Annotated in this window: 15 protein-coding genes and 1 tRNA gene; 8 read left to right on the top strand and 8 right to left on the bottom strand. The window is 67.7% G+C overall.

Annotation, left to right across the window (positions count from 1 at the left end; all coding sequences use genetic code 11):
* Positions 1-70 precede the first annotated feature (70 nt).
* A complete protein-coding gene (locus MUN76_RS12035; protein ID WP_244684967.1) occupies positions 71-994 on the top strand; it encodes a DUF1295 domain-containing protein in 924 nt (307 codons plus the stop codon).
* On the opposite strand, the gene MUN76_RS12030 is transcribed toward MUN76_RS12035, so the two are convergent.
* The 4 genes from MUN76_RS12030 to MUN76_RS12015 form a co-directional block, all read right to left on the bottom strand.
* Positions 991-1,539 carry a DUF4395 family protein gene (locus MUN76_RS12030; protein WP_244684966.1) on the bottom strand — a complete coding sequence of 183 codons (549 nt, stop codon included), beginning with the start codon at positions 1,537-1,539 and terminating at the stop codon, positions 991-993. The genes MUN76_RS12035 and MUN76_RS12030 overlap by 4 nt on opposite strands.
* Positions 1,536-1,967, bottom strand: coding sequence for a TlpA family protein disulfide reductase (locus MUN76_RS12025; protein ID WP_244684965.1), 432 nt, complete (start codon positions 1,965-1,967; stop codon positions 1,536-1,538). Before MUN76_RS12025 ends, MUN76_RS12030 begins: the two co-directional genes overlap by 4 nt.
* Before the next feature lie 207 nt (positions 1,968-2,174).
* The gene (locus MUN76_RS12020) at positions 2,175-2,627 is read right to left on the bottom strand and encodes an SRPBCC family protein (protein ID WP_244684964.1); all 453 of its coding nucleotides are present in this window, start codon (positions 2,625-2,627) and stop codon (positions 2,175-2,177) included.
* 374 nt (positions 2,628-3,001) lie between these two features.
* The gene (locus MUN76_RS12015) at positions 3,002-4,213 is read right to left on the bottom strand and encodes a cation:proton antiporter (RefSeq protein ID WP_244684963.1); all 1,212 of its coding nucleotides are present in this window, start codon (positions 4,211-4,213) and stop codon (positions 3,002-3,004) included.
* Between the two features lie 190 nt (positions 4,214-4,403).
* Between MUN76_RS12015 and MUN76_RS12010 the strand changes: the two genes are divergently transcribed.
* Positions 4,404-4,850 (top strand): DUF5684 domain-containing protein, encoded by a 447-nt coding sequence (locus tag MUN76_RS12010; RefSeq protein WP_244684962.1) that lies wholly within the window; start codon positions 4,404-4,406, stop codon positions 4,848-4,850.
* A 332-nt stretch (positions 4,851-5,182) separates the two neighbouring features.
* Here the strand turns inward: MUN76_RS12010 and MUN76_RS12005 are convergent, their stop codons facing one another.
* Positions 5,183-5,713: a hypothetical protein gene (locus MUN76_RS12005; protein ID WP_244684961.1), complete on the bottom strand. Its 531-nt coding sequence runs from the start codon at positions 5,711-5,713 to the stop codon at positions 5,183-5,185.
* 1,371 nt (positions 5,714-7,084) lie between these two features.
* Between MUN76_RS12005 and MUN76_RS12000 the strand changes: the two genes are divergently transcribed.
* Positions 7,085-7,327, top strand: a complete 243-nt coding sequence (locus MUN76_RS12000) for a hypothetical protein (protein ID WP_244684959.1) — start codon at positions 7,085-7,087, stop codon at positions 7,325-7,327.
* Positions 7,328-7,570: 243 nt separating this feature from the next.
* On the opposite strand, the gene MUN76_RS11995 is transcribed toward MUN76_RS12000, so the two are convergent.
* Both MUN76_RS11995 and MUN76_RS11990 read right to left on the bottom strand, forming a co-directional pair.
* Positions 7,571-7,798, bottom strand: coding sequence for a hypothetical protein (locus MUN76_RS11995; RefSeq protein WP_244684957.1), 228 nt, complete (start codon positions 7,796-7,798; stop codon positions 7,571-7,573).
* A 175-nt stretch (positions 7,799-7,973) separates the two neighbouring features.
* Positions 7,974-8,064, bottom strand: a tRNA-Ser gene (locus MUN76_RS11990).
* A gap of 127 nt (positions 8,065-8,191) precedes the next feature.
* On the opposite strand from MUN76_RS11990, the gene MUN76_RS11985 reads away from it, so the two are divergent.
* Positions 8,192-8,521 (top strand): DUF7882 family protein, encoded by a 330-nt coding sequence (locus tag MUN76_RS11985; RefSeq protein ID WP_244684955.1) that lies wholly within the window; start codon positions 8,192-8,194, stop codon positions 8,519-8,521.
* A 75-nt stretch (positions 8,522-8,596) separates the two neighbouring features.
* On the top strand, positions 8,597-8,902 hold the full coding sequence (locus MUN76_RS11980; protein ID WP_244684953.1) for a DUF7882 family protein: 306 nt from the start codon (positions 8,597-8,599) through the stop codon (positions 8,900-8,902).
* A 48-nt stretch (positions 8,903-8,950) separates the two neighbouring features.
* Here the strand turns inward: MUN76_RS11980 and MUN76_RS11975 are convergent, their stop codons facing one another.
* On the bottom strand, positions 8,951-11,677 hold the full coding sequence (locus MUN76_RS11975) for a helix-turn-helix domain-containing protein (RefSeq protein WP_244684951.1): 2,727 nt from the start codon (positions 11,675-11,677) through the stop codon (positions 8,951-8,953).
* A 153-nt stretch (positions 11,678-11,830) separates the two neighbouring features.
* Here MUN76_RS11975 and MUN76_RS11970 point away from each other — a divergent pair, with 153 nt between their 5' ends.
* The 3 genes from MUN76_RS11970 to trpS are packed head-to-tail and all read left to right on the top strand — an operon-like array spanning position 11,831 to position 14,653.
* Positions 11,831-12,709, top strand: coding sequence for an exodeoxyribonuclease III (locus tag MUN76_RS11970; protein WP_244684949.1), 879 nt, complete (start codon positions 11,831-11,833; stop codon positions 12,707-12,709).
* 33 nt (positions 12,710-12,742) lie between these two features.
* Positions 12,743-13,600: an exodeoxyribonuclease III gene (locus MUN76_RS11965; RefSeq protein ID WP_244684947.1), complete on the top strand. Its 858-nt coding sequence runs from the start codon at positions 12,743-12,745 to the stop codon at positions 13,598-13,600.
* A 45-nt stretch (positions 13,601-13,645) separates the two neighbouring features.
* Positions 13,646-14,653 (top strand): tryptophan--tRNA ligase, encoded by a 1,008-nt coding sequence (trpS, locus tag MUN76_RS11960; RefSeq protein ID WP_244684945.1) that lies wholly within the window; start codon positions 13,646-13,648, stop codon positions 14,651-14,653.
* Position 14,654 lies beyond the last annotated feature (1 nt).

Raw genomic sequence — 14,654 nt, 5'->3', positions numbered from 1 at the left:
CTCCGATCCCCCGCGGCATTGATCCCGCACCCCGCGTCACCCCGCTCCCACCGAAGTCGAGGAACCCACCATGTCCCAGCCGCGATCCCGCTCGCTCATCCTCATCGTCGTCGCGATCGTGCTCGGCGGGCTCCTCGCCTGGGCGGGCAGCCAGCACGGCTGGATCCTCGGCGGCGGCACCTCCGGGGTCCCCGGGTTCGCAGTCGCCGTGGTGATCGCCTTCGTCGTGCAGTGGCTCGTCTACATCCCGTCGGCGATCGCCCAATCCGACCGCTACTTCGATCTCACCGGCAGCGCCACCTACATCCTGGTGACGATCCTGCTCCTCGTGCTCTCCCCGGGGCTCGATCCGCGCAATGTGATCCTGACGGTGCTGATCGTGATCTGGGCCGCCCGCCTCGGCAGCTTCCTGTTCGCCCGCAATCGGCGATCCGGCACCGACGACCGCTTCGACGAGATCAAGACCTCGAAGCTGCGCTTCCTCTCCGTGTGGACCGTGCAGGGGCTGTGGGTCAGCCTGACCGCCGCAGCCGCCTGGATCTCGCTCGCGTCGTCGAACCACGCCCCGCTCGGCTGGTCGACGTGGATCGGGCTCGCGATCTGGATCCTCGGATTCTCCTTCGAGGTCATCGCCGACGCGCAGAAGAGCCGCTTCAAGGCCGACCCCGCGAACGACGGGAAGTTCATCCAGTCGGGGCTGTGGTCGGTCTCGCGACACCCGAACTACTTCGGCGAGATCCTGCTCTGGGTCGGCGTCCTCGTGATCGCGGCGCCCGCGCTGCAGGGCTGGCAGTGGATCGCGGTGCTCTCGCCGATCTTCGTGTTCGTGCTGCTCACCCGGGTGAGTGGGATCCCCCTGCTCGAGGCGAAGGCGAAGCGCAAGTGGGGCGATGATCCCGAGTACCAGGCGTACCGGGCGCGCACGCCGCGGCTCATCCCCCGGCTCGGTGCCGGTCGCCGCCCGCGCGGCACCGACCCCGACCTCGTGGGCTAAGCCCGGCGGGAGCGCAGCCTGGCGAGCAGCAGGTAGATCTCGCAGCCGAGGCAGAACCCGATCGCCGCGTTGAGGAACGCCGCGACGAAGGCCGCCGCCGCCGCGATCGGCAGCCCCCACGGCACGCCGGCGAGCTGGAGCACCAACCCGACACCCACGACCACGAGCCCGACACCCTGCGCGAAGCGCGGCGGCCTGGGGTCCTCGCGCTCCGCGGTGGGGGCCAGGCGCGGCTGGACGACCCTGCGGAAGAACACCGAGAGCGGCTGAGTCCGGGCCGACACGAGCGACCACGCGAAGAGCAGCGCGACCACCAAGAGCAGGAGGAACGCGGGATCCGCGATCCGCTCCCCGATCGAGAGGGTCGACAGCGCGCTGGACGTCGACGTGCCGGTCAGCGCGAGGAAGATCGTCACGACGAGCAACAGCGACGTGATCGCGGCGCTCACGCGGGGTCCGCGCGGGTCGATGCCCGCCTGGGAGGTCTCAGCCGCTGCGGGTGCGGGGGTGTCCGGGGTGGTGGGCGGGGTGGTGTGCTGGGTCATGCGGTGCCTCCGGTGAGTGCGTTGAGTTCGTGGACGAGGGCCGGTCTCGTGACGGTGCCGCTGATGCGGGTGCGCGGCCGACCGGCCGCATCGACGAAGAGCACGGTCGGGGTCTGGAGCAGGCGGTACTTCGTGGCGAGGCGGGGATCCTCGGTGACGTCCACGTGCAGGAACGTGATGCCGTCGCGGTCGCGCACGAGGTCGGTGAGCAGTCGCTGCGTGCCCGGGCACCGGGTGCAGTACGCGGTGCTGAACTGCACGACCGTGCCGACCTCGCCGAGGGAGAGTGCGCCGAGCTCGACGGGATCCACCCGTTCATCGCTTGCGACGGCCCGCACCCGCGGCCCACGACGTCGGAGTGCGAGGCCGAGGCCGAGGGCCGCGAGCACGAGGAACAGGATCGCGATGCCGGCGGCGACGGGGGTCATCTCAGCCCTCGTCCGACGGGGCGATCGTGGCGCGGCGGCGGGAGGGCCGGAGGGCGGGAGAGCGACGGGCGCTGCGGAGAGACAGCAGTGACATGCTCGTGAGCGTAAACAGTCGCACGAACGCGAACAACGTACGTCGTCACACTACGCAATATGAGACATAAGCTCCATTAATGAAAATCGGAGCGGAATCGGCGCAGGGTCGCATCACTCGGCGCGATCCGGACCCCGCTTCGCCTCAGCGATGTATGCGAGCCGGCGGAGCACCTCGGTGTTACGCCATCGGAGCAACGCGTTCGTGAGCGGTCTCGGCACCAGCGCGACGGGGCCGCGAATCGCGGCCTCCGTCATCGTCACCCAGCACCCGGAGGCTCGGGCCTCGACGTCGAATGCCACACGAGCCTCACCCATCGGCCAGCCTCGTGCTATGAACACGGCCCGCGTCGGCGGATCCCACTCCACGCACCGAGTCGTGTCATCGGTGAGGATCGGCCAGGCTCCGAAGGAGTGCCGCAACCGTGCACCCGGGCCCGGCCACCCCTCGTCGACATCGCGCATCCGCGCGGCCCCTACCACCCAGGTCGGGTACAGCCACCCGTCCGCGAGCACGTCGAACACCGCCTCGGGTGGGCACTGGAAGTGCCGGGTGTTGGTCGCCACGTCGCCTCCGATCGCGGGTCGCACTCAGACGCCCGAGGGATTCAGAACCCCATCATGGCACGCAGCGGCGCAAGGGGGTCAGCCCTTGACAGGGATCGGCACTCGGGCCAAGCTCGCACCCTTCGAAGCGCATGTACCCATTCAACGGATGATGGTTAGGGTCCCCTATAGCACATCAGATGAAGGGTTCGCCATCGGCGTTCTCACACCCAACGTCCTTAGATTTCTTTTCGGGAGCCCTCTCGTTGTCACCGCTACTGCGGGCTCCTTGACTCCATAGAAGTGTGGCCCCCGATCCGAGCGAGAGCCCGGGTGGGGGCCACTCCTCTGTCGGGGGGCTCCACGATCCCGATCCACGCGGCAAAAATGTCGACTCAGGCGTCGGGCGTTCTGGTCGCGGGTGTCCCGTCAGTACCGCGCGAGACTGCGCGCGAGCGACCGACGAGAGCCAGCATCGGGAAGAGCAGCACCGAGAGCAGCGCCCCGCCCGTCAGAGCGGCGGCGAGCGAGGCATCGAGCGCACCGGTGTCGACGCCGATCGTCGTGACCGCGATCACGATCGGCAGCGTGGTCGCGGTGAACAAGGCGACCGTGCGGCGGTCGCTCAGTGAGGTGCCCCGCGGCTGGGTCAGGAAGGCCGGCACACCTCGCACCACCAGGATGACGCCCGCGAAGAGCGGCACCAGCGCGAGCGCTGCACCGTTCGCGAGCAGATCCCGAAGCGGAAATCCCACGCCGGTCGTCACGAAGAAGAGCGGCACGAAGAAGCCGAACGCGACCGCCTCGAGTTTCATGTCCACGATCCGGTGCTCCTCGCGGGGCAGGGCGCGGAGCACCACCCGAGCGAGCAGCCCCGCAGTGAAGGCGCCGAGCAAGAAGTCGACATCCAGCACCAGCGCCATGGCGATGAGACCCGCGAGGAGCGCCATGACCATCCGCACCCCGAACTGCCCGCTCGTGTGCAGGGTCGAGACGACCATGCGATGCAGGCCCGGGCTCGGCGCGCGCAGGGAAACGACGAAGGCCACGGCCGCGAGCGAGACGAAGATGACGAGGGTGAGCAGCCCGGCGATCGGTTGCTGCCCGCTCAGGAACACGGTGATTGCGACGAGCGGCAGAAACTCCCCGACGGCGCCCGCACCCGAGATCGCGACGCCGATGCGTCCAGTATTGAGCCCGGAGTCCCGAAGAATCGGCGTGATCGTGCCGAGGGCCGTGCTGGTGAGGGCGATCGCGATGATCACCGCGGCGAGCAGGCTGCCCCCGAATACCAGACCCGCGGCCAGCGCGAGGATCGCCGAGAGCATCCAGCTCCCGAGTGCGCGCGCGCCGTTCGCCCCGTGCACGGACTGCAGGTCGATCTCGCTGCCCGCCATGAAGAAGAGCATGGCGAGTCCGACCCAGGAGAAGACCTCCAGCGTGCTGCTGTCCTGTACCCAGCCGAGACCCGACGGCCCCATCGCCATGCCGAGGCCGATCTCGAAGACGATGAGCGGCACGACGAGCACCCGCTTCACGAGTGCGGCGAGGAGCGGGGCGATGACCGCGGCGAGTGGCACGAGGAAGAAGGTCAGGTCGATGGTCATCCCCCGTCGGATCTCGGTCCCGTCACGGTCCCGCTTCGGTCCCGCAGCACGCGCTCACCGGATCGTAACACCCGCGCGCGCAACTCTGACGTTTGGTGGACCCCGGGGCGTCACATTCGGTGTGCGGAGTCCAAGTTTGCACTAGCCTGATTCCACCGAACACCACACCGTTTCTTGGGGGGAACATCATATGGAGAACGTGTCGGAGCTGGTCTCGACCAGCACCTATGTCTCGTCCGTCATCAGCAGCATCGTCTTCTACGTCTTCTACGGATTCGCGCTGACGTACATCTTCCGAAAGGCCGGGCTGAAGGCCTGGCCCGCCTGGGTGCCGTTCTTCAACACCTGGCGGATCCTGCAGTTGGGCGGCCAGAAGGGGTGGTGGATCCTGGTCGGACTGATCCCGATCGTCGGCACGATCATCTACCTGGTGTTCCTCATCATCGCCGGCATCAAGATCCAGACCGCTTTCGGCAAGCCCGGGATCTTCTACCTGCTCGCGATCCTCGTGACGCCGGTGTGGTACGGCATTCTCGCCTGGGACCGCTCGGAGTGGCGGCCCCAGCACCGCCCGATTGTGCCCGCGAGCGGGTACGCCTCCGGCGCGCTGCCGGCCGTTGCGGCGGCTGCGACGTAGACCGCGGCAGCGGGGTCAAGGTTGATCTCAGCCGCGACCGCGGCCTCGGAGATAGCGGATGAGCACCACGATCCCGAGCAGCACGAGGCCCAGTCCGAGGATCATGCGGCCACGGTAGCAGGCGGGGCCGGGAACAGCGGCAATACTGGCGTGCAGCGTGAACGCCTGTGTCGGGGCGGGGAATCGACAAAACCCCTCGGGTCTGGATCGCTCCGGACGCCGAGGGGTTCTGCGTGTTGTTCAAGTGGCGGAGACGGCGGGATTTGAATCCACATAGCACGAAGCCTCCGTCTGAGCGATGCTCGGGCGGGGGCTCCTTTGCGTTTGGGGGTCTACTCGACCACTGCGGGGGTGCCGTTCTGGTCAGTCGCGCATACTCGCATGTTGCTGTCACCCGCACATGCCTCGATGGGCTGGCCTATCGGCACGAAGGTGAGGAGGGCAGCAATAAGTGATACGGCGCTCACCACGAAACCCCAGAATTCGAATCCGTTCCAAACGATCGGGACGCCATTTCGCACCTCCACACCCGGAGGAACGGCGACTTGCGACTCATGGTTCTGGTGCTGGCCATCCGCGGGGTCAGGCTTCCGGCATGATTCCATCCGCCTGAGCTTGGAAAGTCGCCATGAAAGCTGGAACTTCGGTATCACCGGGATCACTACGCCCACGATTGCAACAATCAGGCTAATAACAAGCCAGTGCTCAGGGAACTGCACCTGCATCGCTCTGACTAGAAGAATGATCCCAACGAGAACCAAGATGACCACCAGAACCACCGTGACCAGGACCCACTTCCGGATCATCCTGACGGGTGCATTCAGAGTGACCATAGCGTCATATTCTTTTTCGTTCTTGCCCACGCTCTCGAGGATAGACAGCCTTGCCAATCCCGCTCTACCAGAAGCGCACCCCGTAGCTGGGCATCCGATGGCCGATATTCGAGAAGTGAATGCTCGGCTCCGACGCCCGCCCACACTACGTTGCATGCTACGGCTCGTGATATTGAACCGAACGGGGTGACCTCGGCGAGGAACTGGTATTCATCCAGCGGGCGCCCGCGGACCTCATCCTTTAGTGACCCCGGTGTGGGGGTCATCTCTACTCTCAGAGGAGATCTGCCCGTACTCTGAACGCAGTGCGATGACCGCACCCACCTTTTCGCACCGTCAGGAGATAGTCCTATGGCTCGACGAATAACCCCAGTCCGTGTACTCGTGATCGGGGCACTCCTCGCCGCGCCACTGACGATCGCGGGCGCTTCCACCATCGCGACCGCAGCGGAACCGACGCTCAACTGCACCGCCCCGCTCGCCCCGACCGGGGACACCGGCGAGACCGGTGAAACCGGCGCCACGGGCGCTGCAGGTGCTGACGGCATCGACGGTGTCGATGGCGTGCCCGGCACCGACGGGGCACCTGGGCCCACTGGCTTTCCTGGACAGGACGGACCGCAGGGCTTCCCGGGAGACACCGGCGAGACTGGTCCCGAAGGACCAGAAGGAGCCCAAGGACCGCAAGGACCCACGGGCCCGCCGGGCGATCCAGGCCCCTCTGGTGGACCTGAGCGTGCGGTCCACTTTGCCGAGAGCGTGGTGACGTGTGCGGAGGTCCCGACTGTTTGTGTGACGGTCACGAAGGGTGCGACCGGCACGCAGGGTGCCATCGGTGCGACTGGTGAGACCGGCCTTCCCGGTGAGCCCGGGGCCGATGGCATCGACGGTAACGATGGGGCCGACGGGAGTCGAGGGCCAGATGGAGCGCCGGGAGATCGCGGACCTCGAGGCCTTCCGGGCGAGACCGGTGACCCCGGGAATCCCGGCCCTGCGGGCCCCGCGGGACCGCAGGGGCCGCAGGGTGAACCCGGACCCCCCGGTGGCACCGCGAGAGCGGTGCATCAGGCGGTCGTGCAGACGAACTGTGACGGATTCCCAGAGGCCTGCGTGGCAGAGGTTGTTGGCGCCACGGGCGAGACCGGCATCATGGGTGCGACTGGCGCCCAGGGCCCCCAAGGTTCCCCCGGGCAGAGTGGTGTTGACGGCGTGGACGGGGCAGACGGTCCCACGGGACCGGCCGGACAACAAGGAGAGGATGGCCCCCCGGGAGTTCAGGGCGACAAGGGCGAGCAGGGCCCGGATGGGCCCACGGGACCCCAAGGGCCCATGGGCCCGCCGGGACCGCAGGGACCTCCCGGAGATCCTGCAGGTCCTGAACGTGCGGTACACCTCGCCGCGGTGACCGTTGAGTCCGGCGCCACGATCACCTTCCCGGCAACGTGTGCACCGACCACCCCTGCCACTCCGACGACCGGCACGAGTGCGCCCGTGGTGGCCGGCACGGCAGGCGGGCATGGAGTGGGCCTGGCGGTCACCGGTGGCCCCGCCTCGGTCTTGCCGCTCGCGGCAGGCGTCCTGCTCGTCGGAGCCGGCGGCGCGGGCATCCTCTACGCCATTGAGCGGAGGCGCGTCAACGCGTAGTTTGCAGCGCTAAACCATCGGGCGCGGGTGGCTTCGACTATTCGCGCCCGCACTACATCCGAGCCGTTGAATGACGGTGAGGCAGCATGCACTCACTTGCTGAAACCACCGTAAAGTCCCTGAAGGGCGCTACAGCATCCACCAACCCTACGTACCCCGCTCACGCGACAGAATCCCCTCACTCAGCCTCCGGGCCGAGTGGGGGGCTTTTCTGAGTTCCCGGGCGCGGAGGAAGCCCCAGGGTCACTCCGGTCCTGGGCGGCCAAGGCAGGGCCTGCTCGGCGGCGTGCAGCCCCTCGTAGATCCGACCATGCGTCGCGCCGACGGCTCGGCCGCCCACGTCATAAGCATGTAGCGGTCGTCCCCGGTGGTGTCGGTGATCTTGTGGATCACGGCCTTCGGGTGCTGCGAGACCTCGCGCATGACGACCCACACGTTGGTCTCGATCTGGATCAGGCCTCCCGGATGCATGCGCGCGCTCCCCTCTGCGACGGTTCGTGGTCAGGCTACGTCGAGCCACTGACATCGCACCGCGTGTGGGCAAAAAGTGGGCAGACGCCTCGATCGGGTCGACCCCGAGAGACAGAGAACCCCCGGACTCCGTTGATATTTCAACGATGTTCGGGGGTTCTGCGTGTTGTTCAAGTGGCGGAGACGGGGGGATTTGAACCCCCGGTCGAGTTAACCCCGACCCTTCATTAGCAGTGAAGTCCATTCGGCCGCTCTGGCACGTCTCCATACGCGAACAACGTCCTCCATACTAGCCCGAGGAGTGGGCGCGCGGGAAATCCACCAGCAAGACCCGGGAACCCCCGCTCCCGACTCCGCCCTGCACCCGGCTCAAGGTGTGTCACTATAGACCGCATGGGGACTTTTGCGTATGGGAACTCCGGCGAATACGAGTTCGAGGATCGCACGCTCGCGCACCTGAAGGTGGCGATCAGTCTGAAGCTGCGCCGGCAGGAGTGCTTCTTTCTGAGCTGGTCGAATCCTGCGGAACGCGGCAGTGGTCGGGTGTCCCTGTGGATGTCCCCGAACATCCCGATCACGATTCGTTTCGCGGGCAGCAAGGCTCCGGAGCTCAACGAGGTGTGGCTCCGTGTGCTCAACGAGCTCTCCCACACCCCCCGCGGGCTCGTCGTCATCACGGAACGCGAGGCCGAGGCCTACGCCCTCAGCCAGTCCGCCGAGTAATCCCCCACTTCTGTCGTCCGCACAATCACCACTTCCCCTTCACTCCCCTCATCTCCCCCGAGAAAGCGTTACATCATGGGTTGCCTGCACACCGGACCGCAACAGGTCTTCATCTTCGACGATCGTGTCCTCGCCCACCTCCGCGCCGTGATCTTCGGCAAGCTGAGCCTGCAGGAGAGCTTCGTCTTCACGTGGAACGACTCCGGGGCGCAGCGAAGCATCTGGATGCACCCGGGAATGTCGGTGCAGTTCGAGTTCGACTCCACCGAGGCCCACGAGATCAACCGCGAGTGGATCGAGGCCCTGACCGCGCTCGCGAACAGTGCGGGCGGGCTGCGACTTGTTCCCGAGTCCTCCCTGGAGGCGGGCGCCGCCTCGTAGTCGTCGCCGCATCGTCGCCGGCGCCATCCGCGGCGCGATCCCCGTAGCTCAGTCCGCCTCGTACCTCCGCTCTCGCCCGACCCATCGCCGGAGGTCGTCGCGGTTGTCGAGCCCGAGCTTGGCGAACACGTTTGAGAGGTGCGTCTCCACCGTGCGCACCGAGATGTGCAGCCGCTCGGCGATGAACCGACTGCTGTGGCCGAGCGCCGCGAGGAGCACGACCTCCCGCTCGCGCGCGGTGAGTTCCGCCGCCGGGGGCATCGGAAGCCAGATCCCGAACTCCGCGAGCAGTCGGATCTCGGGTTCCTCGCTGTCGGTCGCATCCTCGCCGGTGCCGGCCGCGAGCCGCTCGATGTGCGCGACGAACGCTTCGCCGAGCGGCGGATCGACCTGGGCAGCGAGCTCGCGGGCCCGGTCGATCAGATCCCCCGTCGCGCTCTGCGATTCGTAGGCGATCGCGTGCAGCGCCTGCAGTTCGATGAGCGGAAGTCGCTCGTCCGCGGCCCACTCCGCGAGCGCTGCTGCCTCGCCGATGAGATCCCCCGTGCGCAACCACTGCCGAGCGCGAAGCAGCAGAAGTCGCCGATACCCCGACAGCGCGAGTCCGATGCCCCGGCGCGGGACCTCGGCCGCGTGAATCGCGCGAATCGCGTCATCGCGATCCCCGAGCACCGCCAGGGCGAGCGCGCTGGCGGCCTGGATGAGCGATTCGAGGCCGTATCCGTCGTGGCGGCTCAGTCGGTCGAGCAGCAGCTCGGCGCACTGCGCCGACTCGCGCCACCGCCCGTCCTGCACCCCCAGCAGCACCGTGCCCGCCTCCACAAGCCCTGAATAATACGTCTCCGCGTGCGTCGTCGCGGATGCCCCCTGCGCGAGCTCGTCGAGCACCTGGTGCGCGGCGTCAGTACTCCCGCCCACCCAGTAGCCGAGCAGCCAGCAGAAGCCCTGGAAGTCGACGAACTCGGCGCGGGCCCGCGCGCCCAACTGGCTCAGCTTGCGCGCGTTCTCGGCGCTCCGGATCGCCATCGCGATCCGCCCCTGCTGCTCGAGAATCAACGACCCCACCGCACGCGCGGGCGATCGCACCCACTCGATCTTCAAGTCGGTCGAGGGTTCGGGATCCGGTCCCGCCTCGGCCGCCTCCCGAATCCGGCCGGTGTAGGCCAGGGTCAGCACCACGGAACTCCGCACGAGCTCCACCAGCGCTCCGTCCTCGTCCGGGATACCGTCGAGCACCTCCTCGTGCGCAGCGAGCAGGCGGTCCACCTCCTCCTCGTCCCACATGCGCTGCCGCAACGCGGCGAGCTGCAGACTGACGTGCACGGTCGGAGAGATCTCCGCCGTTCGGGCGGAGTCCGCGAGGATGCTCTGGATGATGGCGTAGGCGCTCCGCAGACTCCCCTCGTCACCGATCGAGCGGGCGACTCGGCCGCCCAGCAGAATCGCCACTCCGGCCTGCGTCGCGTCGGCCTCCGGGTGCACCGCGACGGCGAGCGCGAGCCGGAGCACCAGCCGCGGATCACCGCCCCTCGCCATCAGCTCGAAGGCCGACCACGCCCACGCGATCGGGAGGGAGTGCCCGCCCTCAAGCCCGAACACGACGAGGCGCACGAGCAGATCCGGGGTGTAGACGGGGTCGACGGCGCCGCGTTCGTCGTCGAGGAGTCGAAAGATCTGGTCGTTGAGCTGGATCCGGCGCACCGGGGAGAGTCGCGCCCGCAGCGACGCCCCCAGCATCGGGTGCGCCGTGACGAGCGAGACCCCACCGCCCGGCCGAGGTCGCGAAAGCACCAGCTCGCGCTCGAACAAGACCGAGAGCACGACGGCCTCGAGGCTGCGCAGGATCGCCGTCTCGTGGATGGGCTCGGCGAGCGCGATCAGCTCCAGCATGCGCCACTCGGCCTCAGTGCAGGCGCCCGCGATCGCGTCCGCGAATCCCGGCGGCGCGGTGTCGTCGTCGGCGGCGACCCAGGCCATGCCGCGGCTCCGCTTGAGTACCCCGGTCTGGTCGCTCGCGAGTGCGAGCATTTCGAGGGCGTACGTGTTGCCCTCCGAGACGGCGTACCAGCGCCGGAGTGTTTCGTCCTCGACCAGGTCGACGCCGAGGATCCCCGCGACATACTGCTCGCTCTCCGACAGGCTCAACGGTCCGATCGGGAGGTTCTTCGCCCGCGGGCCTCGACTGACGCGCTCGACCGCGCGGTTCATGTGCCGCGCGGTCGCAATGAGTCGGAGCCGTCGGTCGTGGACGAGGTGCTCCAGGATGGAAACGTCGCTGGGTGAATACTCGTCGATCCCGGGGGCGACCAAGATGAGATCCTGGGCGGCCTGATCCTCGGCGAGGCGATCCCAGATCAGTTCCGCCAAGTGCCCGGCATCCTGCCGGTCGTCGGTGTCTCCGGGTGAATGTCTGGGTGGACCACCCGACGGGTCACCGCGGGGGTCTCCGCGCGCGACTCCCACGGCGCCGGAGAACACCGCGGGGAACCCCGTTGCGAAGACGGACACGACGCCATTCGTGAGTCTGGGCGGCTCCGGCAGCACCACGATATTCGCCTCGCCCGGCGGCCGCTCCGCCAGCGCCATCGCCGCCTGCTCGGCGAGATAGGCCTTGCCGTTTCCGGCGTCGCCCACGAGCACGGTGATCGAGTCCGCTGCGGCATCGACGGTGGCGACGACTCGCTCGAGGCGCTCCGGCGTGCTGCCCGCCGTGCGTGCCCCATTGCGTCCGCGCCCGGGAAGGGACGGTACGGTCTCCCCGGTGACTTGCCACATTGCTTTCCCCAGTCTGCTGATTGAGATTATTCGTCGCTCGCCCGCAATCCGCAAGTAGACCTGGGTCCCGTGGCGGCGATCCCGCGCGCGCTCCCGTCGATCCGGAGGGTCCGACACGGCCTGACGACCCGCCCTCCGGCTAGGCTGGGCAGCATGCGCATCGCCACCTGGAACGTCAACTCGATCCGGACTCGCTACGGACGGGTCATCGACTGGCTCGTTCGCAATGACATCGACGTGCTCGCGATGCAGGAGATCAAGTGCCGGCCGGATCAGTTCCCGGTCGAAGCCTTCGCGCAGGCGGGGTACCAGCTCGAGATCAACGGCCTCAACCAGTGGAACGGCGTCGCATTCGCGAGCCGCCACGAGATGACCGACGTCGCGCGCACGTTCGACGGCATGCCCGGGTTCGGCGCGCCCATCAAGGGCCAGGAGGCAGTGCAGGGCGAGGGCGCGAACGGGCTGCCCATCGAGGCCCGGGCACTCGGTGTGACGGTCGGTGATCTCCGACTCTGGAGCCTGTACGTGCCGAACGGCCGATCCCTCGACGACCCCCACTTCACCTACAAGCTCGCCTGGCTGGAGGCGCTCCGCGCGAACACCGAGGCGTGGCTGGCCGAGGATCCTGATCTGCCGCTCGCCCTGATGGGTGACTGGAACATCGCACCGCTCGACGGCGATATGGGCGATCCCAGCTTCACGGTTGGGCGTTCCACCCACGTGTCCCCCGATGAGCGCTCGATGTTCGCGTCGTTCGCCCCGCTCGTCGAGGACGTGGTGCGGCCGATCGTGCCGGAGGGCTACACCTTCTGGGATTACAAGGCCGGACGGTTCCCCAAGGACGAGGGCATGCGGATCGACTTCATCATGGGATCGCGGGCCTTCGCCGACGCGGTGACGGGAGCCTCGATCGAGCGGGATGAGCGCAAGGGAGATGCGCCGAGCGACCACGTGCCGGTCGTCAGCGACGTCGACCCCTCGCTGTTCAGCGGCAGCTTCGAGGACGAGTACGACCGCCCGATGGTCTTTTAGCCCCGGGCGCGCTCCGGCCGTAGACTGGAGCGCATGGCTGAAACTCTTCGCGTTGCTTCCGTGAACGTCAACGGCATTCGCGCCGCCTACCGGAAGGGGATGGGCGACTGGGTCGATTCCAGCGGGGTCGACGTGCTCGCCATGCAGGAGGTGCGGGCCGACGACTCCCACATCCTCGAACTGCTGGGCGACGAGTGGCACGTGCTGCACGACCCGTGCGAGATCAAGGGTCGCGCGGGTGTCGCGATCGCCAGCCGCGTGCCCTCCACGGCGCACCGGATCGGGCTCGGGGCCGTCGAGGTGCAGGAGCAGATCCAGTCCTCCGGCCGCTGGCTCGAGGCCGACTTCGATTTCGGGGGCGGATCGCTCACCGTGATCAGCAACTACACCCATTCGGGCGAGGTCGACACGCCTCGCCAGGAGGCGAAGTGGGCCTTCCTCGACGCCATGGGCGCCCGGATGTCCGAGCTCTCGGCGGAGCGGGAACTCGCCGCGATCGTCGGCGACTTCAATGTGGGGCACCGCGAGTTCGACATCAAGAACTGGCGCGGCAATGTCAAGCGGAGCGGATTCCTGCCCCGCGAGCGCGCCTACTTCGACCGGTTCTTCGGCCCGCTGGGCGAGACGATCACGGGCGTCGACGGCACCGAGGGGCCCGGTTTCGGCTGGGTCGATGTGGGTCGCCGCTTCGCGGGTGAGGTCGACGGCCCGTATACCTGGTGGTCGAACCGAGGCCAGGCCTTCGACAACGATACGGGCTGGCGGATCGACTACCAGGTCGTCACCCCGGCGCTCGCGGAGCGGGTCGTCGACTACCGGGTCGCACGGTACCCCTCGTACGACACCCGCTGGTCCGACCACGCGCCGGTCGTCGTCGACTACCGCATTTAGCCCCACCTCGCTCCGCCACTCCTGACACCAGAAATTCCACCACCCATGAGCACTTCCGCCAAGCCCGTCATCTTCTCGGGCATGCAGCCTTCGAGCGATTCCCTGCACCTCGGCAACTACATCGGCGCCCTGTCGCAGTGGACCCGCATGCAGGAGGACTACGACGCCTTCTTCTGCGTCGTGAACCTCCATGCGATCACGGTGCCGCAGGATCCGAAGGACCTCGCCGAGCGCACCCGCGCGACGGCGGCCCAGTACATCGCAGCGGGCATCGACCCCGCGAAGTCGACCCTCTTCGTGCAGTCCCAGGTGCCCGCGCACGCCGAACTCGCCTGGGTGCTGAACACGCTCACCGGGTTCGGTGAGGCGAGCCGCATGACGCAGTTCAAGGACAAGTCGCAGCGGTACGGTTCCGACACCGCATCCGTGGGCCTCTTCACGTACCCGATCCTCATGGCCGCCGATATTCTCCTGTACCAGGCGAACGCCGTCCCGGTCGGTGAGGACCAGCGCCAGCACGTCGAGCTGACCCGCGACCTCGCGACGCGGTTCAACTCCCGGTTCGGGGACACCTTCGTGGTGCCCGAGGCGCAGATCCAGCAGGGCACCGCGAAGATCTACGACCTGCAGGATCCCACCTCCAAGATGTCGAAGTCGGCGGAGACCGAGGCCGGCCTGATCAAGGTGCTGGATCCCGCCAACGTGACGAAGAAGAAGATCATGCGCGCCGTGACCGACGACGACGCGACCATCCGGTTCGATCGCGCGGAGAAGCCCGGCGTCTCGAACCTGCTCACGATCTTCTCCGTGCTGACCGGGCGTCCGGTGGCGTCGATCGAGGACGAATTCGCGGGTCGGGGCTACGGCGACCTCAAGAAGGGCCTCGTCGAGGTCGTCGAGGAGACCTTCGCACCGGTGCGTACGCGCACCGAGGAGTTGCTCGCGGATCGCGCCGAGCTCGACCGGCTCCTCGCGTCCGCTGCCGAGCGCGCGAACGAGGTCGCCGGGCGCACACTGTCGCGCGTGTACGACGCGATCGGCCTGATCCGCTAGG

The sequence above is a fragment of the Leucobacter rhizosphaerae genome, from assembly GCF_022919175.1.
GTDB classification, from domain to species: domain Bacteria; phylum Actinomycetota; class Actinomycetes; order Actinomycetales; family Microbacteriaceae; genus Leucobacter; species Leucobacter rhizosphaerae.
This window is presented reverse-complemented; position numbering and strand designations above follow the sequence as displayed.

Coding starts and splice junctions, on each gene's coding strand:
- trpS (WP_244684945.1), top strand. CDS start 13,646: ATGAGCACTTCCGCCAAGCCCGTCATCTTCTCGGGCATGCAGCCTTCG.
- MUN76_RS11965 (WP_244684947.1), top strand. CDS start 12,743: ATGGCTGAAACTCTTCGCGTTGCTTCCGTGAACGTCAACGGCATTCGC.
- MUN76_RS12030 (WP_244684966.1), bottom strand. CDS start 1,539: ATGACCCAGCACACCACCCCGCCCACCACCCCGGACACCCCCGCACCC.
- MUN76_RS11980 (WP_244684953.1), top strand. CDS start 8,597: ATGGGTTGCCTGCACACCGGACCGCAACAGGTCTTCATCTTCGACGAT.
- MUN76_RS12035 (WP_244684967.1), top strand. CDS start 71: ATGTCCCAGCCGCGATCCCGCTCGCTCATCCTCATCGTCGTCGCGATC.
- MUN76_RS11970 (WP_244684949.1), top strand. CDS start 11,831: ATGCGCATCGCCACCTGGAACGTCAACTCGATCCGGACTCGCTACGGA.
- MUN76_RS11975 (WP_244684951.1), bottom strand. CDS start 11,677: ATGTGGCAAGTCACCGGGGAGACCGTACCGTCCCTTCCCGGGCGCGGA.
- MUN76_RS12010 (WP_244684962.1), top strand. CDS start 4,404: ATGGAGAACGTGTCGGAGCTGGTCTCGACCAGCACCTATGTCTCGTCC.
- MUN76_RS12015 (WP_244684963.1), bottom strand. CDS start 4,213: ATGACCATCGACCTGACCTTCTTCCTCGTGCCACTCGCCGCGGTCATC.
- MUN76_RS11995 (WP_244684957.1), bottom strand. CDS start 7,798: ATGCATCCGGGAGGCCTGATCCAGATCGAGACCAACGTGTGGGTCGTC.
- MUN76_RS12025 (WP_244684965.1), bottom strand. CDS start 1,967: ATGACCCCCGTCGCCGCCGGCATCGCGATCCTGTTCCTCGTGCTCGCG.
- MUN76_RS11985 (WP_244684955.1), top strand. CDS start 8,192: ATGGGGACTTTTGCGTATGGGAACTCCGGCGAATACGAGTTCGAGGAT.